This is a genomic window from Anaerobacillus sp. ABA4_114, from assembly GCF_056159065.1.
Genome location: NZ_JBSWUM010000001.1, coordinates 676,321 through 701,255 on the forward strand (window position 1 = coordinate 676,321; position 24,935 = coordinate 701,255).

General features: G+C 38.9%; 22 protein-coding genes. 18 read left to right on the top strand and 4 right to left on the bottom strand.

Going from position 1 to position 24,935, the window contains the following annotated elements; all coding sequences use genetic code 11:
* The first annotated feature begins 1 nt into the window (after nt 1).
* The 8 genes from ACXAEY_RS03240 (at nt 2) to ACXAEY_RS03275 (ending at nt 8,921) form a co-directional block, all read left to right on the top strand.
* Nucleotides 2-1,168 (top strand): glycosyltransferase, encoded by a 1,167-nt coding sequence (locus tag ACXAEY_RS03240; protein WP_474810470.1) that lies wholly within the window; start codon nt 2-4, stop codon nt 1,166-1,168.
* 4 nt (nt 1,169-1,172) lie between these two features.
* A complete protein-coding gene (locus ACXAEY_RS03245; RefSeq protein ID WP_474810472.1) occupies nt 1,173-2,291 on the top strand; it encodes a glycosyltransferase family 4 protein in 1,119 nt (372 codons plus the stop codon).
* Nucleotides 2,292-2,319: 28 nt separating this feature from the next.
* Nucleotides 2,320-3,432, top strand: a complete 1,113-nt coding sequence (locus ACXAEY_RS03250; protein ID WP_474810474.1) for a DegT/DnrJ/EryC1/StrS family aminotransferase — start codon at nt 2,320-2,322, stop codon at nt 3,430-3,432.
* A 24-nt stretch (nt 3,433-3,456) separates the two neighbouring features.
* Nucleotides 3,457-4,167 carry a DapH/DapD/GlmU-related protein gene (locus ACXAEY_RS03255; protein ID WP_474810476.1) on the top strand — a complete coding sequence of 237 codons (711 nt, stop codon included), beginning with the start codon at nt 3,457-3,459 and terminating at the stop codon, nt 4,165-4,167.
* 270 nt (nt 4,168-4,437) lie between these two features.
* The gene (locus ACXAEY_RS03260; RefSeq protein ID WP_474810478.1) at nt 4,438-5,421 is read left to right on the top strand and encodes an LCP family protein; all 984 of its coding nucleotides are present in this window, start codon (nt 4,438-4,440) and stop codon (nt 5,419-5,421) included.
* A 60-nt stretch (nt 5,422-5,481) separates the two neighbouring features.
* Nucleotides 5,482-6,966, top strand: a complete 1,485-nt coding sequence (locus ACXAEY_RS03265) for a lipopolysaccharide biosynthesis protein (protein ID WP_474810480.1) — start codon at nt 5,482-5,484, stop codon at nt 6,964-6,966.
* The gene (locus ACXAEY_RS03270; RefSeq protein ID WP_474810482.1) at nt 6,966-7,985 is read left to right on the top strand and encodes a GNAT family N-acetyltransferase; all 1,020 of its coding nucleotides are present in this window, start codon (nt 6,966-6,968) and stop codon (nt 7,983-7,985) included. Before ACXAEY_RS03265 ends, ACXAEY_RS03270 begins: the two co-directional genes overlap by 1 nt.
* 15 nt (nt 7,986-8,000) lie before the next feature.
* The gene (locus ACXAEY_RS03275; RefSeq protein ID WP_474810484.1) at nt 8,001-8,921 is read left to right on the top strand and encodes a PIG-L deacetylase family protein; all 921 of its coding nucleotides are present in this window, start codon (nt 8,001-8,003) and stop codon (nt 8,919-8,921) included.
* 300 nt (nt 8,922-9,221) lie between these two features.
* Here ACXAEY_RS03275 and ACXAEY_RS03280 read toward each other — a convergent pair whose 3' ends face one another.
* Nucleotides 9,222-10,304, bottom strand: coding sequence for a glycosyltransferase family 4 protein (locus ACXAEY_RS03280; protein WP_474810486.1), 1,083 nt, complete (start codon nt 10,302-10,304; stop codon nt 9,222-9,224).
* Nucleotides 10,305-10,525: 221 nt separating this feature from the next.
* On the opposite strand from ACXAEY_RS03280, the gene ACXAEY_RS03285 reads away from it, so the two are divergent.
* Nucleotides 10,526-12,001: an O-antigen ligase family protein gene (locus ACXAEY_RS03285; RefSeq protein WP_474814716.1), complete on the top strand. Its 1,476-nt coding sequence runs from the start codon at nt 10,526-10,528 to the stop codon at nt 11,999-12,001.
* Nucleotides 12,002-12,676, top strand: a complete 675-nt coding sequence (locus tag ACXAEY_RS03290; RefSeq protein ID WP_474810488.1) for a hypothetical protein — start codon at nt 12,002-12,004, stop codon at nt 12,674-12,676.
* 24 nt (nt 12,677-12,700) lie between these two features.
* Here the strand turns inward: ACXAEY_RS03290 and ACXAEY_RS03295 are convergent, their stop codons facing one another.
* Nucleotides 12,701-13,768 carry a glycosyltransferase family 4 protein gene (locus ACXAEY_RS03295; protein WP_474810490.1) on the bottom strand — a complete coding sequence of 356 codons (1,068 nt, stop codon included), beginning with the start codon at nt 13,766-13,768 and terminating at the stop codon, nt 12,701-12,703.
* A 189-nt stretch (nt 13,769-13,957) separates the two neighbouring features.
* Entirely contained in the window at nt 13,958-14,596 is a 639-nt protein-coding gene (locus ACXAEY_RS03300; protein WP_474810492.1) for a YigZ family protein, read from the bottom strand.
* A 263-nt stretch (nt 14,597-14,859) separates the two neighbouring features.
* On the opposite strand from ACXAEY_RS03300, the gene ACXAEY_RS03305 reads away from it, so the two are divergent.
* Complete coding sequence (locus tag ACXAEY_RS03305) at nt 14,860-16,011, top strand: sensor histidine kinase (protein ID WP_474810494.1); 1,152 nt, start codon at nt 14,860-14,862, stop codon at nt 16,009-16,011.
* A gap of 3 nt (nt 16,012-16,014) precedes the next feature.
* The gene (locus ACXAEY_RS03310; RefSeq protein ID WP_270180112.1) at nt 16,015-16,719 is read left to right on the top strand and encodes a response regulator; all 705 of its coding nucleotides are present in this window, start codon (nt 16,015-16,017) and stop codon (nt 16,717-16,719) included.
* 102 nt (nt 16,720-16,821) lie between these two features.
* Here ACXAEY_RS03310 and ACXAEY_RS03315 read toward each other — a convergent pair whose 3' ends face one another.
* Nucleotides 16,822-17,748, bottom strand: coding sequence for a C40 family peptidase (locus tag ACXAEY_RS03315; protein ID WP_474810497.1), 927 nt, complete (start codon nt 17,746-17,748; stop codon nt 16,822-16,824).
* 291 nt (nt 17,749-18,039) lie between these two features.
* On the opposite strand from ACXAEY_RS03315, the gene ACXAEY_RS03320 reads away from it, so the two are divergent.
* The 6 genes from ACXAEY_RS03320 to secA all read left to right on the top strand — a co-directional run bounded on the left by ACXAEY_RS03320 (nt 18,040) and on the right by secA (nt 24,907).
* Nucleotides 18,040-18,885, top strand: a complete 846-nt coding sequence (locus ACXAEY_RS03320) for a DegV family protein (protein WP_474810499.1) — start codon at nt 18,040-18,042, stop codon at nt 18,883-18,885.
* A gap of 403 nt (nt 18,886-19,288) precedes the next feature.
* Nucleotides 19,289-20,389, top strand: a complete 1,101-nt coding sequence (locus ACXAEY_RS03325) for an ATP-dependent helicase ComFA (protein ID WP_474810501.1) — start codon at nt 19,289-19,291, stop codon at nt 20,387-20,389.
* A 42-nt stretch (nt 20,390-20,431) separates the two neighbouring features.
* A complete protein-coding gene (locus ACXAEY_RS03330) occupies nt 20,432-21,112 on the top strand; it encodes a ComF family protein (protein ID WP_474810503.1) in 681 nt (226 codons plus the stop codon).
* A 142-nt stretch (nt 21,113-21,254) separates the two neighbouring features.
* Nucleotides 21,255-21,455 carry a cold-shock protein CspD gene (gene cspD / locus ACXAEY_RS03335; protein WP_136947176.1) on the top strand — a complete coding sequence of 67 codons (201 nt, stop codon included), beginning with the start codon at nt 21,255-21,257 and terminating at the stop codon, nt 21,453-21,455.
* Between the two features lie 212 nt (nt 21,456-21,667).
* Nucleotides 21,668-22,228, top strand: a complete 561-nt coding sequence (hpf, locus tag ACXAEY_RS03340; protein ID WP_474814718.1) for a ribosome hibernation-promoting factor, HPF/YfiA family — start codon at nt 21,668-21,670, stop codon at nt 22,226-22,228.
* Nucleotides 22,229-22,393: 165 nt separating this feature from the next.
* Complete coding sequence (secA, locus tag ACXAEY_RS03345) at nt 22,394-24,907, top strand: preprotein translocase subunit SecA (RefSeq protein ID WP_474810505.1); 2,514 nt, start codon at nt 22,394-22,396, stop codon at nt 24,905-24,907.
* Nucleotides 24,908-24,935: the final 28 nt, after the last annotated feature.

The following is a 24,935-nucleotide window of genomic DNA, read 5'->3' on the forward strand; positions in this document are numbered from 1 at the left end:
ATTGACGCGCGTATTAGTTGTGCCTTCTGGTTACCCTGAAGAATTGATTCCTTATCGAGGTATATTCTATAAGAGACAAGCTGAATCCCTTCACGGTGATGACCTTGAGATTACAGTGGCTTATCCAGAAATATGGAGTATCAAAACATTTGGAAAGCAAAAGGATAAATCGGGATTGACCGTAAATGAAGAAAACGGAATCGTTACCTATCGAATGAAGGGATACAATTACTTCGCAAATCTTCCCTATACGACAGAAGGTATCTTTTATAATCGTTTAAAGAAATTATATAATAAGCTTGTCTCTGAGCAAGGGAAGCCAACCGTAATTCATGCTCATAGCTGCCTTTGGGCAGGGTATGCGGCGGCGAAGATTAGTAAAGAAGAAAATATACCACTTGTCATCACAGAGCATTCTTCGGTTTTTGGAAGAGGACTATTAAAGCCTTATCAAAAAAGGCTTGTAAAAGATGCGCTTGACCAGGCAAATGAAATAATTGCTGTTGGTCCAAGACTGAGGAATGAGCTAGCAGAATACACAACAAAGCCTATTCCCCTGATTCCAAATGCAGTAGATCCTTCTTTTTTCCAAGTGCCAGACAAGGCGCAAAACGAACCATTTCGATTTATTTCAGTAGCAAATTTAAATCGAAACAAAGGTATGGATGTTTTGATCGATGCATTTGAAAAGAAGTTTAAAGATACAGCTGCTGAGCTGAAAATTGGTGGGGATGGCCCTGTTAGAGGAGAGCTCGAAGCCCTCGTTAAAGAAAAAGGTCTCTCAAATCAGATTGAGTTCCTTGGGGCACTAGATAAAGAGCAAGTGAAAAGTGCACTTGAAGAAGCCCACGTATTTGTTTTAGCTAGTCGTTATGAAACGTTCGGTGTTGTGCTAGTTGAAGCGATGGCTGCAGGAAAGCCATTGATTGCAACAAAGTGTGGCGGCCCAGAAGCCATTGTGTCAGATAAAACCGGAGTGCTCGTTCCAGTTGATGACAGTGATGCTTTAGGAACTGCTATGAGCAATATGGAGAAGCAGTATGAAGAATACCATCCTGACAGCATTCGATCAGAGTGCAAAGAGCGATTTAGTGAAACGGCTGTAAATCAACAACTACAACAGATATATCAAAACGTAACGAAAAACACGGAAAAGATTGTGAAGTGATGAAATGAATATTTGTCACCTGACTTCTGTCCATCAATCGATGGATACAAGAATTTTAATAAAGGAATGCCAATCCCTTGCGAAAGCAGGTCACTCGGTTACGTATATCGTTCCGAATGCTGAAACGAGAATGGAGCATGGCGTTCAAATCGTTGGGGTCGAAGCAAAAGAGGAAAAGCCTCTGAATCGTATGCGAAAAACCACAGCGGCCGTCTTTCAAAAAGCCATTGAAGTAGACGCTGACGTCTATCATTTTCATGACCCTGAACTGATGCCGATCGGTCTAAAGTTGAAAAAACGAGGGAAAGCCGTAATTTATGACGTACATGAGGATTTGCCTCAGCAGATCATGTCGAAGCAATGGATCCCTGGAAAACTGCGAAAAGGTATCTCATTTGGTTCTGAAAAGGTTGAGCGTTTCGCGTCAAAGCGTTTTGATGCGATCGTCACTGCAACCCCTCATATCAATGAACGGTTTAAAAAATACAATAAAAATAGCATCACCATTCACAATTATCCTTTACTAAACGAATTAATGAAGGATGTAGTGGTGGATAAACCAGTGAAAGACGCATTTTCAGTCGTTTACCTTGGGGGAATCTATTTACTTAGAGGAATCAAAGAAATGATTCGATCGGTTGAAAAGGTGAATGAAACCACACCTGCTGAATTTATTCTTGGAGGATCGTTTGCTCCGCCATCTTTACATGATGATGTGAAGACGATGAGTGGCTGGAAGCATGTTGACTTTAGAGGATATTTGGATCGAGCTGCTGTTAAAAATACGCTAGCTGAAGCGGACGCAGGACTTGTTCTTCTGCACCCTGAACCACGATTTATCGTTTCGCTTCCAATCAAAATGTTTGAGTATATGTCTGCAGGAATTCCAGTTATCGCTTCTAATTTTCCATTATGGAAAGAGATTGTGGAAACAAACAATTGCGGAATATGTGTGGACCCATTAAATATTGATGATGTTTCTAATGCAATGATCTGGTTGAAAGAGAACCCAGAGAAAGCAAAAGAAATGGGAGAAAACGGTCGTAGAGCTGTAGAGCAATACTATAACTGGGATAAAGAAAGTGAACGTCTCGTAGCGTTATACGAAAAAATAGTAAAATAATCATTTAAAAAGAGAGGTTGTCTACATTATGAAAGTACCTATGCTGGACTTAACAGAACAGTTTCAAAACTTAAAAGGAGACATCATGCCTGCACTTGAAGAAGTGATGTCTAGTGCGCAATTTATTCTAGGTAAAAATGTGAAGAAGCTTGAAAGTGATGTAGCAGAGTTCAGTAATGCGACTCACGGTGTAGGTGTAGCAAATGGAAGTGACGCACTGCACATTTCATTACTTGGATGTGGCGTTGAGCAAGGAGACGAGGTCATCTGCCCTGCTTTCACATTCTTTGCAACGGCTGGAGCGATTGCTCGCATCGGAGCTAAGCCAGTTTTTGTTGATATTGATGAGAAAACATACAACATCGATCCTAAGAAAGTTAAAGAAGCTGTAACAGATAAAACAAAAGCGATCATTCCTGTTCATTTATATGGCCAAATGGCTGATATGGATGCACTGAAAGAAATTGCTGACGAGCATAATCTGGCGATTGTGGAAGATGCTGCTCAGGCAATCGGTTCAGAATACAAAGGTAAGAAGGTTGGAGAACTTGGAACGACTGCAACATACAGCTTCTTCCCAACTAAGAACCTTGGTGCTTATGGCGATGCTGGTATGATCATTACAAGTGATGATGAAATTGCAGAAAAAATGCGCGTCATCCGTGTTCACGGAAGTAAGCCAAAGTACTACCACCATGTCCTAGGCTACAATAGCCGTCTAGATGAACTACAAGCAGCTATTTTAAATGTAAAGTTCGCTCATTTGAATGACTGGAGTAAGCAAAGAAGAGAAAATGCTTCTGTATACACGGAATTGTTACAGAAAAAGCTTGGTGACCATGTTGTTACACCTTTCGTTGAAGAACACAACTATCACATCTTCCATCAGTATACGATTCGTGTCTCTAAACGAGACGAGCTACAGAGCTTCTTGAAAGAGCATGGAGTAGCATCGATGGTCTATTACCCTAAGGCTTTGCATCTTCAGCCAGTGTTCTCTGACTTGGGTTATAATGAAGGTGATCTTCCTATTACAGAGAAAGCATGTGATGAAGTGATCTCATTACCGATGTTCCCTGAACTGACTCGTGAACAACAGGAATATGTTGTTGAAAAGATCGAAGAATTCTACGGCGTTTAATAACAAGAAGCAAAGGGTGTTAAAATGAAACCTGTAAAAATTGGTGAAAATGTGGTTATCGGTGATAACGTAACATTCGGCGAGAATGTCGTTGTCGGCCATAATGTTATTATCTATGAGGGCGTTCAAATCGGTGACGGCGTAATGGTTCAAGATAATGCTGTTATCGGTAAGCAGCCAGCTAGAGCGAAAAACTCTATTCTGCCAGATGTGAAGAAGTTGCCTCCAACCATTATTGGATCTGGAACAACAATTGGAACTTCATCGATCATTTATGCGAATGCAGAGCTTGGCGAAGACGTTTTTGTTGCTGATCTTGCTACCATTAGAGAGAGAGTGACGATTGGCGAGAAAACGATCGTTGGTCGCGGCGTTGCTGTAGAAAACGATTGTAAAGTTGGTCAAAAGTGTAAGCTTGAAACGAACTGTTACATCACTGCCTATTCTGAGCTCGGAGATTTTGTTTTCGTAGCTCCTTATGTTGTCACAACAAATGATAACTATCTTGCTCGGTCAGCTGAACGGTATGATCATTTTAAAGGTGTAACTGTAAAAGATGGAGGTAGAATCGGTGCTAACTCCACAATTTTACCAGGTAAAGTCATCCATGAGGACGGAACAGTTGCAGCCGGCAGCGTTGTTACAAAAGATGTAGAAGCGGAAACGATCGTGGTTGGGTCGCCTGCTAAGGCACTACGTAAAGTACCTGAAAGCCAACTATTAAGAAATCAATAAATAACGAACGAAATGGCCTTTCCTCAGTGGGGAAAGGCCATTCAATTGTATTGGTAACATGCAATAATTAACAGAGCAGAAATGTAATTCAACAAGCAATAAATTACTCAGAAGTACGAATGATATAACTATATAGCCGAAACCGAATTACAAATATGTGATTATTCTTGATATTGGTTGGTTTTATCACAAATAATGTTATTCTTATGGTTAGAGTTTAGTTATAATAGTAACTAACGAAGGCTAGGATAAGAAATGAGGCGCTAAGTTTTGAGTAATAATAAGTCTAGAATTAGGCGAAGGAAGAAACGCTCACTGCTAAGAAAAGTATTTCTTTTCGTTTTAATCGTTGTGGTTGGAGTAGGAGGCTATGCAGGATACCTTGCATTTCAAGGGTGGCAGGCATCCAAACAAACCTACAATGAATTAGAGCGAGGCGATCAATCAGAGTTAAGAAAAGATGCAATAAGTATAGGGGAAGACCCTTTTTCAATATTAATGATGGGTGTTGAGGATTATTCGACCGGAGGAGAGAACGGTAGAACAGATACACTTATTTTATTAACGATTGATCCTAAAGAGAAAACGGCTAAGATGGTCAGTATCCCTCGAGATACCAGAGTTGAAATCGCTGGTAGAGGAAAGCAGGATAAGATCAATCACGCGCATGCTTTCGGCGGACCTGATATGACGATTGAAACTGTTGAGAATTTCTTGGATGTACCAGTCGACTACTATGTGAAAGCTAACTTCGAAGGCTTCAAAAGTGTGATCGATGATCTTAACGGAGTGGAAGTTGATGTACCGTTTGACTTCTGGGAATATAGCGATGAAGAACATGGTAAGAAGATCTATTTTGAAGAAGGTTCAATGGAATTAGATGGTGAGGAAGCACTCGCCTACGTTCGAATGAGACGCTTCGATAGTGACTTCGGTAGATCTGATCGTCAGAAACAAGTTATTCAAGCAGCGGTCAGTAAAGTATTTACTGCAAAAGGTCTATTCAAGATCGATGAGATTGCTGGACACCTTGGCGAAAATATCTCAACAAACCTACGTGCGGGTGAGCTATTCTCCCTTCAACGTCAATTTAGTGATATGTCGAGTAACGCAATTGAAACGAAGAAATTCAACGGTGAAGATGCCAGGATTAATGGCGTGTACTATTTTCAACCGTATGAAGATAGTGTGAATGAAATTTCAGCTGCACTTCAACAACATTTAAATCACACTTCTCAATCATCTGGGGATTAGCATCTCCCCGGATGTTTTTTATGGACAGATGTTGAAATTACTAAGTAGGAGAGGCTTTAGATGAGCAATAAATCATTCGGTTCAGATCTGTTTTATTATGCGATTACTTACATTGTTCCAATGATTGTAGGGTTTATGCTTGTTCCTATATTTACTGAGCGTTTTACGACAGAAGAGTATGGACAGTATAGCCTTATCAATTCAACAGTAGGATTATTAGGTATTATATCAGTGAACTGGATCAACGTTGCTTTTATTCGTTTTTATAGCACGAGTGAAAAAGAGCAAAGAGAGGATCAGTTGATTTCCATTTCATTCTTGATGGCATTACTTACAGCCTCAGTTTTATCCATCCTAATCTATGTGGGTGCTGTATTGGGAATAACAGAAAAGATTATTCCAGAAAAGTATGCGTTGATCAGCATTGTCCTTTTGTTTTCAGCTAACATCCATTCCTTTATGTTTTCTTATTTAAGGGCAAAACGAAAGGCAAGGTTTGCCACAATTTTAACGTCAGTTACGGTTTTCTCACGCTTCTTACTCTTTCTCTATTTGTTGGATGTTATTCAGTCACCCATCAATGCACTTATTTTATCTACGATTATTTCAGATATCATCTATATTGCGGTTGTTATTCTGAAAGATAGAAAAGGTCTGCGTCTTATTAAAAGAAGTGATATCGATTTCGAATATATAAAACCATATGTGAAGTACGGACTTCCATTTATCCTCATCCTAGGTGTGCACTGGTTACTAACGCTATCAGACCGCTATATGATCGAGTTTTTGCGAAATAGCGATGAAGTTGGGATTTATTCGATCAATTACTCGTTCGCTCAACAAATTATGATGCCGCTTATTACGATTTTTATGACAACAGCTGAGCCGATCTTGTTCCGCTTAAGTGAAAATAATACAGAGACCGAACTGAATGGCGTACTGAATAAGATCTTTAAATATTTCCTTCTCGTCCTGATTCCATGTGCTGTCGGATTAGCAGCAGTTTCGGATAATTTAGCCAGCCTATTCATAAAGAATGATTTCCAGCAGGGTTATATCATCATGCCGATCGTTACATTCGGCTTCCTATTCCTCGGGATAAGACAATACTTCAATAAAAGTCTGGAGATCATCAAAAGAAGTAAAGAGATAGCAAACATCTCGGTTATTGCTGCGCTTGTGAACATTGGATTAAACTTTGTACTTATTCCGATGTACGGATACATTGGGGCGGCGTACGCTACATTGATTGCTTACGTAGTCTATTTCTTACTGAGTTATTATAAAACCGTTAACCTTACGACCATCAAAATCTCATTCAGTAAAGCACACGTACAAACCATTATCGCTGCCTTGTCTATGGGAGCATGTGTTTATGGAGTCGGACGCTTTCCGTTTGGAAATGTTATTCTTGAAATCATCGTCCAGATCATCATTGGAATGATTGTGTACGCGTTGATATTGTTAGCGTTCGGGACGGTAAAAAATGAGAAAAACGTCATCATAGAGAAATTAGGTAAAGTTAGAAAGAAGGTTGCAAAATAATGAGTGAAACGATTGTTTATCGAGAGTATGAACCAGCGGATTTCGATAAGTATAAGAAATTATACAGAGCGGTCTTTTCTAAAGAGATGAGTGCAGAGCATTTTAAATGGAAATTCCAGAGTGGCGATATGAACGCTATCATTTTTTGTGCTGTAACGGAAAGCGGAGACCTGGTTGGATCGAGAGTCGTATTGATTACAAAAGTATCGATAGGAGATCAGGTCTATCAAGCTGCGCAGTCGGTTGATTCGATGGTTCATCCAGATTTTCAAGGACAAGGTATATACAAACAGCTCAATTTACATGCCATCGATGCGTTGAAGAAGAAAGATATCAGCATGATCATCACGTTTCCAAATCATAATTCTTTACCCCCCTTAGAAAAACTTGGGTGGAAGAGGGTCGCTCCTATCTCTATTTACGCAAAGGTCCTTCGTTATCAGTCGCTTGCAGGTTCTAAGAAGTATTTAAAGCTTCCCCTTCGAGCACTAGATCGTCTAACGTCTTTGAGAAGCTCGAAGTTTACGTTTAAGTTAAACGAAGTAAACAAGTTTGATGAGAGCCATTTTGCATTTATTAAGGATGCTCTTTCACAATCAGTTCATCAGAACAGAAGTGAAGAGTTTCTACAATGGAAGTACACAGAAAAACCAGAGAGTCGTTATGTAAAAGTGGTTTTCTCTAGAGAAGATGCCATTCAAGGGCTAGGCGTAATCAGGATCGATGAAAATGGTACAAGAAAAACTGGAATTGTTACAGAGTTTATTAGTAAGGATGACCATATTAAGAAAGAGATGTTGGACAACTTAGTATCTTACTGTAAAGGTGTGTTAGGACTTGATGTTCTTAAAATATGGGAAGTGGAAGATTTAAAGCTTTCTACTTCACTTAAGAAAAATCATTTTATAAAAAAATCATCTTCCATCTGGTTTTCAATTAAGTATTTAAACGAATCAGCCGAAGAAGTTACGGATGCCTCTAAATGGTATATAGCTTGGGGAGATGCGGACACGGCATAAATTGGGGTGAAAAAAATGAGTTCAATTAAAAAATCAATTCGACCCATTGCTCAGTATGTTTATGGGTTTAAGGTTAGACGGTCTCTTAATCAGTGGATCAAAGAAAATGAATCAATCATTAAAGAACGTAATCATCTAGTGGATTCGTTCTCAGGAGAGCGTATGTTGGTATTAGCTCCACATGTTGATGATGAGATTATTGGGTGCGGTGGTGCAATACTTCAAGGTTTAGAAGAAGGAAAAGAAGTTCATATTGCCTTTTTAACAGACGGTCGGAACAAAGGGTCAAAGGATAATGTTGAAGATATCATTGCAGAAAGAAAAGGGGAGGCAATCGATGTCGCAAGATCAATCGGGGTCCCGGAAGAACATATTCACTTTCTAGATGCTGAGGATACAAATCTTGTACATGAAGATCTCTCAAAGCCACTCTATGACTTGTTCACTACGATCAAACCAGATCGTGTCTTTCTTCCGGTATTGATCGATACCCATATCGACCACTATGCAGTAAGTATCAAACTCTTTGAGTTATATGAGGAGCACCCTGAAGTCTTTGAGGACACGACTTTGATGATTTATGAAGTTCAAAGTCCTATTTCTCCTCTATACTCTAATTGTGTACTAGATATTACGCCACATATGGATAAAAAGCGATCTCTGTTAACTTACTATAAGTCTCAGAATACGACATTTAAATTCTTGCCGATTATGAACGAATTCAACGGTGCTTTACTTGATGGTGGGAAATATGCTGAGTTATACATAGAGGTTAGACCTGATGTATATATGGATTTTATCAGCGAACATTTTCAAGATATTACTAAATATAAGGAATTAAAAAGCAATCTCGTTGTTCATATCGATTATTTAACAACGTTGAAATCGTATGATTCTGTGTTTAAAACAAAACAGCTTTTAAATAAGATTAAGTAAAATGATCATAAGAGCTTTCTCACATTAATAAAGTGGTATTTCCGCTCCAGGATGCTCGCTTTCCGCGGGGCGGGCGGTGTGCCTCCTCGGCGCTCTGAAGCGCGCCTGTGGGGTCACACCTGTCCCGCTCAGCCCGCAGGAGTCGACCACCCTTCCGCTCCAATCATCGATATTTAGTGGTTTATTTCAAATTGAGACTAAAACAAACCGATTATTTCATTAGAATAACAATCGGTCGCATAGTTCTGCTTGAGCTAATGGCAAACTAAAAAGCACAGGATTAATCTCCTGTGCTTTTGTTTATTTTCTAATAGCGGTACTGTATGAAAGGATTTTCTTTGTTGTATTGATGAGGGGTTTCTTTCGCTTGTCTCCAATCAAGCCGACGATTTCTGCTGTTAACTGGATGGAGATTAGAATCAGCCCTAGGATGATAAAAGAGCCCCAAAGTGTTGCGTTAGAGAAGAGGACAGCTGATATCCCGAAGAATCCTCCAAGCCCATAGATGATTAAAACGGTTGATCTATGACTATACCCCATAGAGAGCAGACAGTGATGAAGATGAGATTTATCTGGATCCGATATCTTCTTCTTTGTGATGATACGTCTAAGGATTGCGAAGAACGTATCAAAAATCGGTACTGCAAGAATAATAACAGGGATGATGAAGCTAAATAGCGTTACACTCTTAAAGAAGCCCATCAACGATACGATCGAAATGGCGTATCCAAGGAAAAGTGCTCCAGTATCACCCATGAATATTTTAGCAGGGTGGAAATTAAAGACGAGAAATCCTAACGTGCTTCCTATCAATATAAGAGTTAAAGAGATTACTAGAAGATTACCATTAAAAATAGCCATTACTAGCATTGAGGAAAATGCAATAGTTGAGATTCCTCCTGCAAGTCCATCTAATCCGTCGATCAGGTTAATCGCATTCGTTATACCTACGATCCATAGAACCGTGACCACGTATCCAAAAGGACCTAAGTCTAGTATTCCGTCGAAAGGTAGTGCGATAAAGTCTATTTTTAATCCGGATTGAACAACGATGATCGCTGCTAGAAGTTGAGCAATCATCTTAATTCCTGCAGACAATGTATATTTATCATCTAAAAAACCTATTACTAGAATAATAGCTGCGCCTACTAGAATATAAGGCATATATGACGAATATGGAGACAGATAAAGAAATCCAGCACCACTTCCTATTACGATTGCTGCTCCACCAAGTCTTGGCATGACTGCCTTGTGTACTTTTCTGTGGTCAGGTTGATCGACAGCTCCAATTTTAATCGCAAACTTTTTCACGAGTGGAGTAGCGAGGATGGATACAACAAATGATAATAAGAAGCCAATAATCAGCTGTGATATTGTAAACATTTTCCTTCACCTACTTATGAGTATACAATCTTAAATAATCATAACAGAAACATCAGAAGATGCAACGAATTTACGAATACTTTTAAATGTAATTTTCGACAAAATGTTATTGAAAAGCAATAGTTTAAATGGAATAATTTAATATGGCAATAATGAGAGATAGGGAGGTAACGCACAAAAACAATGAGTGAAAATTTTGTAGGAGTTGAAATTTCGTGGGAATGATCACCAATCTGTTAAAGAATGTCTATAAACAAATATTACTTGCCTTTATTGCTGCTATCTTGATTAGCATTTCTATATTCTCTGCGCTTACAGGGTTGAATAATAAAGTAGCTTTGGGTGCTCTTGTAATTGTATTAAGCATCCCAGCATTTCTCATATCAGTAAAGATTTTAAAAATAGCAAGAGAAAATTTAAAGTTACATGAGCTACTCCTATATTTATTAATAGCATCTTCGTTTATAGGGCCTGCTATAACCTTTAAGCTAGGTCCTATATCCATGTTTCCATTTAGAGCATTTTACTTGGTAGTGGTTCCCATGTTTCTTCTTTACTTATATAAGAAAAAAGATATAATGGAATGGCGTCAAATACCATATAAAACCATATTTCTATTCTTGATTTTCTGGATCGTATCAGCATTTACTTCATTGATTTGGGCGAAATCCTTAACGCTAGGAATCAAGAATGTTTTCTATTTAAGTCTTGGTATATCACTTGTATTTATCATCACGTTCTTCTTCACTAAATTGAAGCATTATGTAACTTTCTTCTATTTGTGGATCGGGATGTTAATACTTTTAGTAATGTTAGGTTTCTGGAATCACCTTACTCAACAGCATTTGAGTGTTTCAAGAATCAATGACCTTGCAGAATATATGCAAAGCGTACCAACAGCTGTGTTTGGTAATGAAAATGATTACGCAAGCTATCTTGCCATAAGTATTTTCTTCGTAGTTAGTATGATTAAATATCACAGAAACTGGTTTATTAAGTTGATGGGACTGGCACTGGTGCTAGCTTCTATCTATATTATCTATGTAACCTCTTCAAGAGCAAATTATATTTCGATATTACTTGGATTTGGTGTTTGGCTCCTCCTTTATAGTGGGAAGAAACTAAAAGCCGTCGCCTTTTCAGCGTTGATCGCTGGTGTCTTTTTGGTCGGCACGTTATTCTACTCGAAAGTCATGGCGGTGCTTATTAAGATTAAGTCAGAAGTTTTCGTTACGAATGATGGGGGTTCCATCGATGTACGAACGAACATCTTAAAGAATGTTTATGCGTATTTTGAAAACTCATATGGATTTGGAGTAGGTGCAGGTAATGCACAATACTATTTAAAAAATCATGCGATCTACCCAATCGATATCTTTTCAAACGTCCATAATTGGTGGGCAGAAATTATGGTCAATTATGGAGCAATCGTAATCGCTGGTTATCTCGCTATGTATGTAAGTATATTGTACATCTTGTTTACAATTTCGAAGAAGAAGATGAACACCAACATTAGTATGATAAGTGAAGCACTTACAACAAGCCTCATCGTATTTTCTCTTGCAAGCATAAGTCCAAGTTCAATCTTAACCTTAAACTATCATTGGATGTTGTTTGCTTTTGCAATAGGATTTATCGTGTACATTGCAACTCATAATGCTTATCGTGGTACAACCATTACAGGAGGTAAGGCTTAAATGAAAAGTTACCTGGACAGTATTTACAAACGGTTTAAAAAATTTATTTGGATCTTATTGTTAATCCCGATATTAACGGCAGGAATTTCCTATATTTTAGAGCTAAGAACACCAGAAACGTACACTGCATATTCAGAGATCGCTCTCGGAAATTTTGAGCACGCACGTTTCACGGAAACGAGGACTGTCAAAGAATTTTTACCAACCACTAAATATTTAAAAGATCTTGATGAGAAATATGACTTTTCAATGCCAGCAAAAGAACTTTCAAAACAGTTGACGATTGGTGAAAAACCAGGAAAAATTTTGACGTTGACGTTAGTTGGAAATGATGAAGATACGGTTGAAAAATCTTTAAATGAATTAACAGAAGCATTTATTAACGAAAGTGATGAAATTCAAGCAAAAAATAAAGCTTTGTTTGAGGAAAAGATTGAAAAGTTGGAGTCATTACCTGATGCTCCTGAGTCAGCTGTTGATAAGCAAGATTTTATATTAGAACTACAAACTTATTTAGACGAGATGCGAGATACGGATATTAATGAGGAAGTAACGATTAAGAACACGATAGGCGAACCATTAAAACGAGCGATTTTTGGTTTTCTTGTCGGCTTTATCATCAGCGTATTTATACTGATTTTGCCCGAATTCTTGAAAAGAGAAGAAAAGGAATAAAAAAACAGCCGCTTGGCTGTTTTTTTATTGAATCAGGGCTAATAATTTTTTAATCGTCGATAATATAGGCGTTGGCTTTTCTTTAAGCCATCCTAATATTTCTGAAGTAAATTGCATGGCGAACAAAAAGATACCGATGATAAACAATGTTCCCCACACCACGGAGGATGTAAAAACGATGGCTGATAAGCCAAACAGCGCACTCATTAAATAAATGATCAACACGGTCCCACGATGCCCAAAACCTAAAGCTAAAAGGTTGTGGTGTAAATGGAATTTATCTGGTGCTGAAATTTGCTGTTTGTTTTTAATTCTTCTTATGATGGCAAAAAATGTATCAAAGATTGGAACAGCTAATATTAGAACAGGTAATACAAAACTAAAGATCGCGACACTTTTGAAAAAGCCGATTACAGAGAGCACGGCGATCATATAGCCTAAAAATAATGCTCCTGTGTCACCCATGAATATCTTTGCAGGGTGAAAGTTAAAGAGTAGAAATCCTAACGTACCACCGATCAAGATGATCGCGATACCAGCGACAAAAATATTATTATTTAACACTGCTACAGTAAAGATGGAAGTAAGCGCGATTGTTGATACACCTGCAGCTAATCCATCCAGTCCATCGATTAAGTTGATCGCATTCGTAACGCCTACGATCCAGAAAACAGTTACTGCGTAGCTTGCAATGCCAAGGTCAATTTTTCCTATAAACGGAAGAGCCACAAAATCAATCGTTAAGCCTGTGCTGACTACGAGTAGGGCAGCGGCGATCTGTGCGATAAATTTTACTTTTGCACTAAGAGTATATTTATCATCGAGTATACCAACAATGATAATAATCACTGCTCCAAGTATAATTCTTAGTGGAGTATCCAAAAACTGTGATAAATATAGGTAGCCTGCAAAAAAGCCAATTACAAAAGCTAAACCGCCCAGTCTAGGCATTAATTTCTTGTGTACTTTTCGATTATTAGGCTGATCAACAACACCCATCTTTATAGCTAGCTTCATCACTAACGGTGTAACGGCCACAGTAGTGAATAGTGCTATCAAGAAAGCGATGCTAAGGTCAAGCCATGATGGCATGTTTTTCACCTACTTTACTATGCATTCACATAACATTTCCCTCTTTCGTGAAAATGAAAACTTTTTCATGCTAATTCTCGATAACTTAGTTATATGCTTCGACAAAAAAAGCCATACTCCATTATGATATCAAAATAATGGGAAGATAGGGAAAGGTTTTTATTAAATTATATCGATATAATTTTCGAATTAAACTGAAACATCAACTTCAATATACAGTTGGTTTAGGACGGTTATTATCCCTTTACCGCTTGTTAAATTAGTTATCCACTCTATGTAATCTTCTTCTTCACCTCTCTCTACGATAACGATCACTTGAACGTTGTCTAAATAATTTATTTCCTCGAGTATATAATTCGACGAACGAATCTCGTTTTCGACTTTACCGAGTAAAGTGTAATCGATATTTGTCTGTATCTTTATCATTAGCTTTCGTTCTACGATTCCTGTAGCATTTATACCTTCTGAGACAGATTGTCCATACGCACGGATTAAGCCTCCTGCACCTAGTTTAATCCCTCCGAAATAGCGGGTAACTACGACGGTAGTATCTTTTAATTGTTTCTTTTTTAATACTTCTAACATCGGCACACCAGCTGTTCCTGATGGCTCTCCATCATCGTTTGCTTTTTGAATGTGATCCTGTTCTCCAATTAAATAAGCGGAGCAATTATGGGTAGCGTTGTTATGCTTTTTTTTGATATGTTGTATGAACGCTTGAGCTTCTTCTTCAGTAGTAGTCCGTTTAACGTGAGTGATAAAGCGAGATTTTTGAATAACGATTTCATGTTCGCCTTCACCTTTAACGGTTAAGTAGGAATTGAGCATATGTAAAACCTCCAGATTCCCTCACAATTTCATCATCGGAAGGGGATTTGTTCTTTATTATCGAATAGTAAATTAATAAAGAATAGTAATGAGACTTGGGGACAACCTTGATTTAGACATATTCATTATAATTGTCCTAATTTAATCCATCAAATATTAATTCTGATGACATAAACAGACGGTCCGATACGAATTTTGTAAAAGAAGTACTTTTGGACTATCTTTTCTCGCCGTCCGTCTCCTAAAGAAATGGAGGAGTAAGCTTGAGTTTTCAAAAGTTAGATCCAAACGCGCTAGACGCCATACTGGATAAAACAATGGAAAGCATTAATACAAGCAAATCAAAGCTGTTCGAAATTGGAGAGCACTCTCACGAAGAATATCAAGAATTAAATGAACAACTTCAACTTTTAAAGGAAGAGTTGAGCACTGTTCAGAAATTGAGAGAAAACAGGTTGCAAGAAGATCGAATTGCAAGAGCTGAGCTTGTGAAAATCAGCAAAAACTTTCACAATTATGGAGAACCAGTGATCAGAAGAGCGTATGAACAAGCTTCGGAAGCACAGATTAACCTCTCCATTAGTATTGAGAAAGAAACAAGGTTGAAAGATCAAATAGCTGGTATAGAAAACAGAATTACCTCTGTTAGAAAAACATCTGACAAAGCTGAGTCTTTTATGAGTCAAATTTCTACCGTCCTTAGTTTCTTAGGTGGTGAATTGAGACAGTATGGCGAAGCGATTGAAGATGCAAAGAGGAAACAAGAGTATGGTCTTCGCATCATTGAAGCTCAAGAAGAAGAAAGAAAGCGTTTATCGAGAGAAATCCATGATGGGCCCGCACAAGTGCTTGCGAACGTATTGTTACGATCACAGATAATTGAACGAATTTATGAGAAAAAAGGGAAAGACGAAGCGTTTAAAGAGATAAAAGACATGCGCAGTTTAATTGAGGATGCATTGAAAGAAGTAAGAAGGTTAATCTATGACCTCAGGCCAATGGCTCTTGATGATCTCGGTCTTATACCAACTTTGTTAAAATACTTGAATAGAGTAGATGAACGATCAAATGCTGATATTACGTTCGAATACTATGAAGGAATACAGCGATTGCACGTACGATTAGAAGCAGCGATCTTCCGTCTTGTGCAAGAAGCCGTTCAAAATGCCATCAAACATGCAGAAGCAAGTAAAATACATGTTGACCTGAATCTAGATGGTGATAAGATTGTGGTAACGATTCAAGATAATGGAATTGGTTTCGATGTTAATGTGCGTAAAGATCAATCTTTCGGCTTGTTAGGAATGAAAGAACGAGTCGGCTTATTAAATGGTACGATTAAAGTTGATTCAACGCCAAAAAAGGGTACATATATTTTGATAAGAATCCCGATACATGAACAGGAGGGCGTGTAAGCGATGTATACAGCAAAAGCTTTAACTAAAATTGTTATAATAGATGACCATCGATTATTTCGTGAAGGTGTAAAGCGTATTTTGGATATGGAAGATGATTTTGAAGTGATCGCTGAAGGCGATGATGGCGGAGACGCGCTTCGCCTTGTTGAGGACCATAAGCCAGATGTCGTTTTGATGGACATCAATATGCCTCATGTAAATGGTGTAGAAGCAACAAGGCAGTTAATTGAACAAGTTCCGGATACGAAAGTCATCATTCTCTCGATTCATGATGATGAAACATACGTTACTCATGCTGTGAAAACAGGAGCTGCTGGCTACCTCCTTAAAGAAATGGATGCAAATTCTCTTGTAGAAGCTGTGAAAGTAGTAGCTTCAGGAGGAGCATACATTCATCCAAAAGTAACTCACAACTTAGTAGATGAATATAGAAGACTTGCTACAGAAGGCAAAAGAACAACAGCTCAAATCGGTTTTAAAGAAGTTGAGTATCGAAAGCCACTTCATATTTTGACACGTAGAGAGTGTGAAGTTCTTCAATTACTAACGGATGGGAAAAGTAACCGTTCGATTGGAGAAGAGCTGTTCATTAGTGAAAAGACGGTTAAGAACCATGTATCGAACATACTTCAGAAAATGAACGTTAACGATCGTACACAAGCGGTTGTAGAAGCGATTAAAAAAGGTTGGGTAAAGGTGCGCTGATGCGCATCTTTTTTATTTTAACTAGTTTTAAAGATTCCTAGTTTTATTTCACCAACAAAAAAGGAACCCCTATAATAGGAGTTCCTTCATTAAATATGTGGCTTAAACTTCTTTTGCTCCAAGGTAACGTGGTGCCCAGTAAGAGTTGTCCATGCTGCTGATCGTTACACCATAAGAAGATGATGAATGGATGAACTTGCCTCCGCCAAGGTAGATACCAGCGTGAGATGGGCCAGCTTTGTATGTTTCAAAGAATACTAGGTCCCCAACTGATGGAGAAGAAACGCTGCTCGTTGCATCCCACATGCTCGCTACAGTACGAGGAAGGGAAACGCCAGCTTTGTTAAATGCATATTGTAGAAAACCACTGCAGTCAAATCCAGAAGGAGTAGACCCTCCCCAAACGTAAGGTACACCTATGTATTGTTTTGCAATAGGTACGACAGATGACGTGCTAGCTACGGAGCTATCGTTCGATGAAGAAGGTGCAGCCGTAGAAGCGCCTGAAAGTGCTCCAAATGTTTGTGGTCCAGCGATTCCATCGACAGTCAAGCCGTTAGCGCTTTGGAAGTTCATAACTGCTCTTTTAGTGATAGATCCGAAAATTCCATCAACTGAGTAGTTATAGTAGCCTTTGTCTTTAAGTTGACTTTGTAGGTTTGATACTTGTTGCCCGCGATCACCGTGACGAACAGTTCCTGAGTAGCTAGAAGTAGATTGGCTAGTTGATTGAACAGATGCTCCACCGTTCAATGCTTTTACTGTTTGTGGTCCAACAACTCCGTCAACTGTAATGCCTGCGCTGCGTTGAAAGCTACGTACACCAGATTCTGTGATAGATCCAAAATATCCTGTTGCTGTATGGTAGTTAAAATAGCCTTTGCTATCTAGTAGATTTTGTAGTTCAGTTACGTCAGAGTGCTTCATGCCGTTGTAAAGTGTTTGATCACCAAGTGCAGCTTCACTTACGTTTGGTGCTAATAGAAGAGACCCAGCGATCGTAGTAGTAATAACAACTTTCTTAAACATTATATAATTCCCCCTGAAGAAATATATTAAACATTTTATTTTTTCTTTACGATTGCTAGTTTACAGGATATAGATAACAGAGCGATGAACATGAGATTACAATCATGTAACATAATAGTGGGCTATTTTACTAAATGTTTCATTTTTCGACATTACGATTAAAAAATATGACAATTGTGGTTGACAAATATTATGAAAACATTCTATAGATCTGTTGGCACATGGCGAAAATTATTCTATGATTAGCTTAGCTGCAATCTAACAAAAGTATCATTGAAGAGAGGCGTTAATATGAAAACTGTGGCTGTTGTTACCGATAGCACTGCATATATACCAGGAGAGCTTCTGGATGAATATGATATTACGATGGTTCCTCTCAGCGTAATATTTGGGAATGAATCCTATCTTGAAGAGAAAGAACTAAAAGCAGAGGAATTTTTTGATCAAATTCGAAATGATGATGATTTGCCGAAAACCTCACAACCTTCGATAGGAAGTTTTGTAGAAGCATACGAGAAACTTTCAGCGAATCATAAGGAGATCATAACGATCACTCTTTCAAGTGGTATTAGTGGAACGTATCAATCTGCTCATTCAGCAGGCTCAATGGTCGATACGGACGTTCACGTTTTTGATTCTGAAATCAGCTGTATGATGCAAGGTTTCTATGTGCTAGAAGCAGCACGAATGGCTCAAGAAGGTCAAAGTGGAACAGTCATTCTAGAAAGACTTAATGACATGAAGGAAAAAGGCATGCCTGCCTACTTCGTTGTGGATGATTTGAGTCATCTGCATAGAGGAGGTCGCCTAAATACCGCTCAATTGTTTGTAGGTAACTTGCTGCAAGTGAAACCTGTTCTGACATTTGAGAATAAGAAAATTGTTCCATATGAGAAGATTAGAACGAGGAAGAAAGCAGTAAATAAAATTCTTTCGTTATTCGATGAAGATGCGAAGCAAGGAGATTACATCAAAGTGACGATCATTTATTCGAATAATAAGGATGAAGCTTTGAAACTGAAGGACAAGCTTGAAGGGGACCACTCGAATATTGAGGTTGTTCTAAGTTACTTCGGTCCTGTTATCGCTACACACCTTGGAGAAGGATCTCTAGGGATTGGCTGGTATCGTCCATGATGCAGCCTAAAGAAGAAGTAAATCGATGAGATTTGCTTCTTCTACTTTTCAAAATAAATCATTCCTTGTTCCTGAAGGGATATCGAACACAGAGAATGGCACTTACTACCCTATCAGCCACTTTGCCGTTTTCGAACCACAACCGATTGATCACAGTTACACCCCCTCCCATGAGCTATTAACCTTCCTTAATGGGCGTCATCTTCTGATAGATGAAATCCCTTTTCCTTTAGAACAACTCCATAAACATTACATGAATGGCTATCTTCAAATAGAAGCAGGAATACAGTTAATATCGAGTAAACATACTTGCCTAAGGTGTGGAAATAATGATGCTTTCGGATTCTATCCTTGTGCAAGGTGTAAATGTAGTAACTGTAGATATTGTAGAAAGTGTATCAAAATGGGAAGAGTAAGCTCCTGCTCGCCATTATATTTCTCTCCTGCCTCATCCCTCACTTACCCTCCGACTCTATTAGACTGGAATGGCGAGTTATCATATGGGCAAAATAAAGCCTCTGACCAAGTAAAGCTTGCGATACAAAAGAACGAAAGGCTATTGGTTTGGGCTGTGTGTGGTAGCGGAAAAACAGAAGTATTATTCAAAGGCATCGAACAAGCTATTTATGAAAACAAAACGATCTGTATCGCTACACCACGAACGGATGTAGTACTTGAACTTCTTCCTCGAATTCGAAAGGCTTTTCCAACCATAGCCATTTCTGGATTGTATGGAGGAAGTGATGATTCGTTGTCCCCGTTCATCATTTCCACCACTCATCAATTAATTCGTTACAAAGACTGTTTCGATGTCATGATCATCGATGAAGTTGACGCTTTCCCATATGAATACGATCCTTCTTTACAATATGCCGTTGATAAGGCTAGGAAAGTTAATGGTGCGTTAGTTTATCTTACAGCGACCCCTTCGAGAAAAATCCTTAAACAAGTGAAAGACAACGCATTACCTTACGTTCGAATCCCTGTGCGTTACCATGGATACTCATTACCTACGCCGAAGTTTACTTGGGTTGGAAATTGGAGGAAACATATACGGAAGGGAAAACTTCCAGCTGTCTTATTAAAGTGGATCGAACAGCAATTTCGTGAGAAGAAACCAGTAATGTTATTTGTTCCTTCTATTAAATTAGCTGAACGTATTCACTCCTTATTTGAAGAGGTTCAGGTCGACTGTGAAACTGTTCATTCGGAAGATGCCGATCGTGTGGAAAAAGTTATGGGGTTTCGAAACCGTAATTACCGGTTGCTTCTTACAACAACAATATTAGAAAGAGGTGTAACGATTGAAAATGTATCGATAGGTGTTCTAGGTGCAGAAGCAGATATCTTTACGGAGAGTGCACTCGTACAGATTGCAGGAAGAGCAGGAAGAAGTGAAAAGTATCCTGATGGAGAAGTTGCGCTATTTCATTATGGAAAAACGAATGACATGCTCCTAGCTTTTCGACATATAAAAAGTATGAATGTGGAGGCTGACAAATAGAGGATGGCTCAAGGGAAAAGGTGTGTATGGTGTGAAGAAGTGATGAACAGTGTTTCATGGGGGATGTTCTCCTTTTTTGAAGAAGAGTGGAATGTTTGTCATGAGTGTAAGTCGAAACTTGCTCCTATTTCCGGGGAAATTTGTCTAAAGTGCGGACGCCCACTTTCGAAGGTGAAACGAGAATATATTCACGAGAAAACTTGTTTGGATTGCCAAAGGTGGGTTGAAAAAAGTTTTCTGAATGGTTTGGTTCATAACCGCTCCTTGTTTGAATACAACGATTTTATGAAGCAAGTTCTTACACTATATAAGTATCGAGGTGACGCGGAGGTTGGCAGAGCGTTTAATAGCACGCTTTCAAAAACGATAAAGAAATCGTATAAATTTATCGATTTCGTTATACCAATTCCTCTGAGTATCGAGAGGCTTTATGACAGAGGATTCAATCAGTGTGATATATGGTTAGAGAAAGTGCCAAACAGACTAAGTAACTGTCTTGTACGAATTCACCACGAAGAAAAACAAAGTAAGAAAACAAGGCATGAACGGATAAATCGCTCAGTAAAAATGTTTCGTGTATCTAACGACCATCTGATAAAAGGCAAAACCCTTCTTATTTTAGACGACCTTTATACAACTGGTACAACTGCTTATCAAGCAGCTGATGCGTTAGGTAAAAGCGGGGCAAAAGCCGTATATTCTTTAACTCTTTGTAGGAGTTAAACCACTTGTCGAAAAGTTTTGGGGAAAGCGCCTCCATTCGTGCCATATCAACAAAAACATCCCTTTGACAGGTGGGGAGAGCGGGCGTATAGTGAAGGTATGGCTAATGCCATGAAGATTTCTGAAGGGAATGTTGAACAGCATGCAAGGAAAAGTAAAATGGTTTAACAATGAAAAAGGATTCGGTTTTATTGAGAGAGAAGATGGAGACGACGTTTTCGTTCACTTTTCAGCGATCAGTGGTGAAGGGTTTAAGTCTCTAGAAGAAGGCCAGACTGTTGAGTTCGAAATCGTTGAAGGTGCTCGCGGTCCTCAGGCTGCTAATGTAGAAAAAGTATCTTAATCAGCTAATGAATGAAGCCCTTATTTTCTAAGGGCTTTTTATTTTTGTGGAAGAGCAAGAAGATATAAGAAGGATATGTAAAAAAATGTCGAAAAAAACAACATCTTGTTAATATATCGTAAAAAAACCTTATTTTTTTGAAAGTTTATGAAGGGAAAGTGAACGGGTATAACGAATACTATACTCATAGATGGAAGGAGGAGTGCCACATGATGAATTTCAACATCCGTGGTGAAAACATTAAGGTTACACCTGCAATGAGAGATTATACTGAGAAGAAGGTAAGTAAACTTGAAAGGTATTTCGATACTCCACCTAACTCTGATGTTCATGTAAATATGAAAGTTTACAACGATCAACAGATGATTGAAGTAACTATTCCGATGCCTAATCTATTACTAAGAGCAGAAGAAGAACATCAGGATATGTATGCAGCTATTGATCTAGTAGTCGAAAAACTCGAAAGACAAATCCGGAAGCATAAAACAAAAGTTAATCGCAAATTCCGTCAGGAAGGAAGCGTAAAATATATGTTCCGCGATGAACTTAATCCTACGATGACAAGCGTTGCTGAAGCAGAACCCGAAGAAGATGAACTTCAAGTCGTTAAAATAAAACGATTCACATTCAAACCGATGGACGTTGAAGAAGCAATCCTTCAAATGGATATGCTGGGACACAGCTTTTTCGTATTCTCAAGTGCGATCACTGGAAATACAAGCGTTGTCTATCGCAGAAAAGACGGAAAATATGGTTTGATCGAACAAGACTAATATAAATAATCAAAGGGACAGAGGGAAAACCCTCTGTCCCTTTATGATGGTAGGGGCTTGAACTTTCTTGTGCCCCCGTCAAGGAATTGTTAAAATGTATACATAGAACTAAAAGAATTAACTGAATCGATAGCACTCTACTGACAATAAAAGAGGAGCGTTTCTATGAAAGGTTTATTACGTAAAATTATTCCAAACGGCAACGAGCGTCAAGTTGGACGTTTACAAAAGATTGCTGATCAAGTTGAATCCTACTCGGAAGCGATGAAAAGCTTATCCGATGAAGAATTACAAAGTAAGACAACTGAGTATAAAGAACGGATTGAGAAAGGTGAAAAGCTCGATAAGTTACTGCCTGAAGCTTTTGCCACAGTACGTGAAGCCTCTGAACGTGTACTTGGAATGAGACCGTTCCCTGTACAGATTATGGGTGCCGCTTCTTTGCATGAAGGTAATATCTCAGAGATGAAAACTGGTGAAGGTAAAACGCTTAGTGCGACTATGCCAGTTTATTTAAATGCAATAACAGGTAAAGGTGTTCACGTCATCACAGTTAACGAATATTTGGCAAGGCGTGACGCAGAGGAAATGGGCGAGCTCTATCAATTCCTTGGATTAACGGTGGGTCTTAATATCAGTGGTTTATCTAAAGATGAAAAAGCTGAAGCGTATGCAGCTGACATCACTTATGGAACAAACAATGAGTTCGGCTTTGATTATTTAAGAGATAACATGGTGCTATATAAGGAAGAAAAAGTCCAAAAGCCACTGCATTATGCAATCATCGATGAAGTTGACTCTGTCTTGATCGATGAGGCTCGAACGCCACTAATCATTTCGGGTAACGCTGAAAAATCTGCGACGCTCTATATTAAAGCAAATCAGTTCGTGCGTGTATTAAATGAAGAAACCGATTATACGATCGACATCAAGACGAAGAACGTTCAGTTAACTGAAGATGGAATGTCAAAAGCTGAAAAATTCTTCTCGATTGAAAACTTGTTTGATTATAAGCATGTGCAGCTTAATCATCATATTAATCAGGCGATGAAAGCTAACTTTATCATGCAGCGAGATACCGATTACGTTGTTCAGGATGAGGAAGTCGTCATCGTTGACTCCTTCACAGGGCGCTTGATGGCTGGACGTCGGTATAGTGACGGTCTGCACCAAGCAATAGAAGCAAAAGAAGGTTTGGTTATTCAGCGGGAGAGTATGACGCTAGCAACCATTACATTCCAGAACTACTTCAGAATGTATGAAAAGCTTTCTGGTATGACCGGTACAGCGAAGACGGAAGAAGAAGAGTTTCGTAATATCTATAACATGAATGTTATCGCAATTCCGACGAATAAGCCGATCGCTCGTGTTGATTACCCTGACCTTGTGTATAAATCAATGAACGGAAAGTTCCAGGCGCTTTCAAAAGAAATTGAAGAACGACATAAAAAGGGACAGCCGGTCTTAGTCGGTACAGTTGCTGTTGAAACATCTGAATTGATTTCTCAAGTTCTCAAGAAACGAGGCATCCCTCATAATATTCTTAATGCGAAAAACCATGCTCGTGAAGCAGAAATCATTGAATCAGCTGGTCAGCCAGGGGCGGTAACCATCGCAACGAACATGGCGGGCCGTGGTACTGATATCAAGCTCGGTGAAGGTGTAAGAGAAGCAGGCGGTCTCTTCATACTAGGAACAGAACGTCATGAAAGTAGACGTATCGATAACCAGCTACGAGGACGTTCTGGTCGTCAAGGTGATCCTGGTGAGTCAAGGTTTTATATTTCTATGGAAGACGAACTGATGCGTCGATTTGGTTCTGATAATATGATGAACATGATGAACAGACTTGGAATGGAAGAAGATCAGCCGATTGAATCTAAGCTTGTATCTAGAGCCGTTGAGTCTGCTCAAAAACGAGTTGAAGGTAATAACTACGACGCACGTAAACAGCTCCTTCAATACGATGATGTCATGAGACAGCAGCGGGAAATTATTTATGCTCAGCGTGACGAAGTGTTGGAATCTGAAAACTTGCGAAATATCGTAGAAAAAATGCTGGACTCAGTCATCAACCGAATTGTTGACGCTCATACTGGTGACGAGGATATTCAGGAAGAGTGGGATCACCAAGCGATACTCGACCATGCTCGTGGTATTTTCCTTGAGGAAGGTCAGGTAACGGTTAAAGACATTAAAGGCTTAGATAAAGAAGAAATCGTAGAACTATTAGTTGAGAAAATGAAACTTAACTATGATCAGAAAGAAGCAGAGTTCGAACCAGAGCGTATGCGAGAATTCGAAAAAGTAATTCTGCTAAGAAGCGTCGATCGTAAATGGATGGACCATATCGATGCAATGGATCAGCTGCGTCAGGGGATCCACCTTAGAGCATATGGTCAAAACGATCCTCTTCGTGAGTACCAGTTTGAAGGGTACGAGATGTTCGAAGATATGATCGCTGAAATCGAAGAAGAAGTTGCTACTTATATCATGAAGGCACAAATTGAAAACAACCTTAAGCGTGAGAAAGTAGCAGAAGGTCAAGCGGTGAATCCGAAAGAAGAAGGATCATCAAAACCAAAGCCTGTTAAGAAAAAGCAGGACATAGGAAGAAACGATCCTTGTCCATGTGGAAGTGGCAAGAAATATAAACAATGTCACGGCAAAGTTCAGTAATGTAATGCCGGGCAGGTGCTCTTTTCGA

Excerpts from the sequence above, each read along its gene's own strand:
- ACXAEY_RS03325 (WP_474810501.1), top strand. The coding sequence starts at position 19,289 with ATGGGAAGAGTAAGCTCCTGCTCGCCATTATATTTCTCTCCTGCCTCA.
- ACXAEY_RS03275 (WP_474810484.1), top strand. The coding sequence starts at position 8,001 with ATGAGTTCAATTAAAAAATCAATTCGACCCATTGCTCAGTATGTTTAT.
- secA (WP_474810505.1), top strand. The coding sequence starts at position 22,394 with ATGAAAGGTTTATTACGTAAAATTATTCCAAACGGCAACGAGCGTCAA.
- hpf (WP_474814718.1), top strand. The coding sequence starts at position 21,668 with ATGAATTTCAACATCCGTGGTGAAAACATTAAGGTTACACCTGCAATG.
- ACXAEY_RS03295 (WP_474810490.1), bottom strand. The coding sequence starts at position 13,768 with ATGCCATCATGGCTTGACCTTAGCATCGCTTTCTTGATAGCACTATTC.
- ACXAEY_RS03330 (WP_474810503.1), top strand. The coding sequence starts at position 20,432 with ATGAACAGTGTTTCATGGGGGATGTTCTCCTTTTTTGAAGAAGAGTGG.
- ACXAEY_RS03245 (WP_474810472.1), top strand. The coding sequence starts at position 1,173 with ATGAATATTTGTCACCTGACTTCTGTCCATCAATCGATGGATACAAGA.
- ACXAEY_RS03315 (WP_474810497.1), bottom strand. The coding sequence starts at position 17,748 with ATGTTTAAGAAAGTTGTTATTACTACTACGATCGCTGGGTCTCTTCTA.
- ACXAEY_RS03300 (WP_474810492.1), bottom strand. The coding sequence starts at position 14,596 with ATGCTCAATTCCTACTTAACCGTTAAAGGTGAAGGCGAACATGAAATC.
- ACXAEY_RS03265 (WP_474810480.1), top strand. The coding sequence starts at position 5,482 with ATGAGCAATAAATCATTCGGTTCAGATCTGTTTTATTATGCGATTACT.
- ACXAEY_RS03250 (WP_474810474.1), top strand. The coding sequence starts at position 2,320 with ATGAAAGTACCTATGCTGGACTTAACAGAACAGTTTCAAAACTTAAAA.
- ACXAEY_RS03280 (WP_474810486.1), bottom strand. The coding sequence starts at position 10,304 with ATGTTTACAATATCACAGCTGATTATTGGCTTCTTATTATCATTTGTT.
- ACXAEY_RS03290 (WP_474810488.1), top strand. The coding sequence starts at position 12,002 with ATGAAAAGTTACCTGGACAGTATTTACAAACGGTTTAAAAAATTTATT.
- ACXAEY_RS03270 (WP_474810482.1), top strand. The coding sequence starts at position 6,966 with ATGAGTGAAACGATTGTTTATCGAGAGTATGAACCAGCGGATTTCGAT.
- ACXAEY_RS03320 (WP_474810499.1), top strand. The coding sequence starts at position 18,040 with ATGAAAACTGTGGCTGTTGTTACCGATAGCACTGCATATATACCAGGA.
- cspD (WP_136947176.1), top strand. The coding sequence starts at position 21,255 with ATGCAAGGAAAAGTAAAATGGTTTAACAATGAAAAAGGATTCGGTTTT.
- ACXAEY_RS03285 (WP_474814716.1), top strand. The coding sequence starts at position 10,526 with ATGATCACCAATCTGTTAAAGAATGTCTATAAACAAATATTACTTGCC.
- ACXAEY_RS03310 (WP_270180112.1), top strand. The coding sequence starts at position 16,015 with ATGTATACAGCAAAAGCTTTAACTAAAATTGTTATAATAGATGACCAT.
- ACXAEY_RS03255 (WP_474810476.1), top strand. The coding sequence starts at position 3,457 with ATGAAACCTGTAAAAATTGGTGAAAATGTGGTTATCGGTGATAACGTA.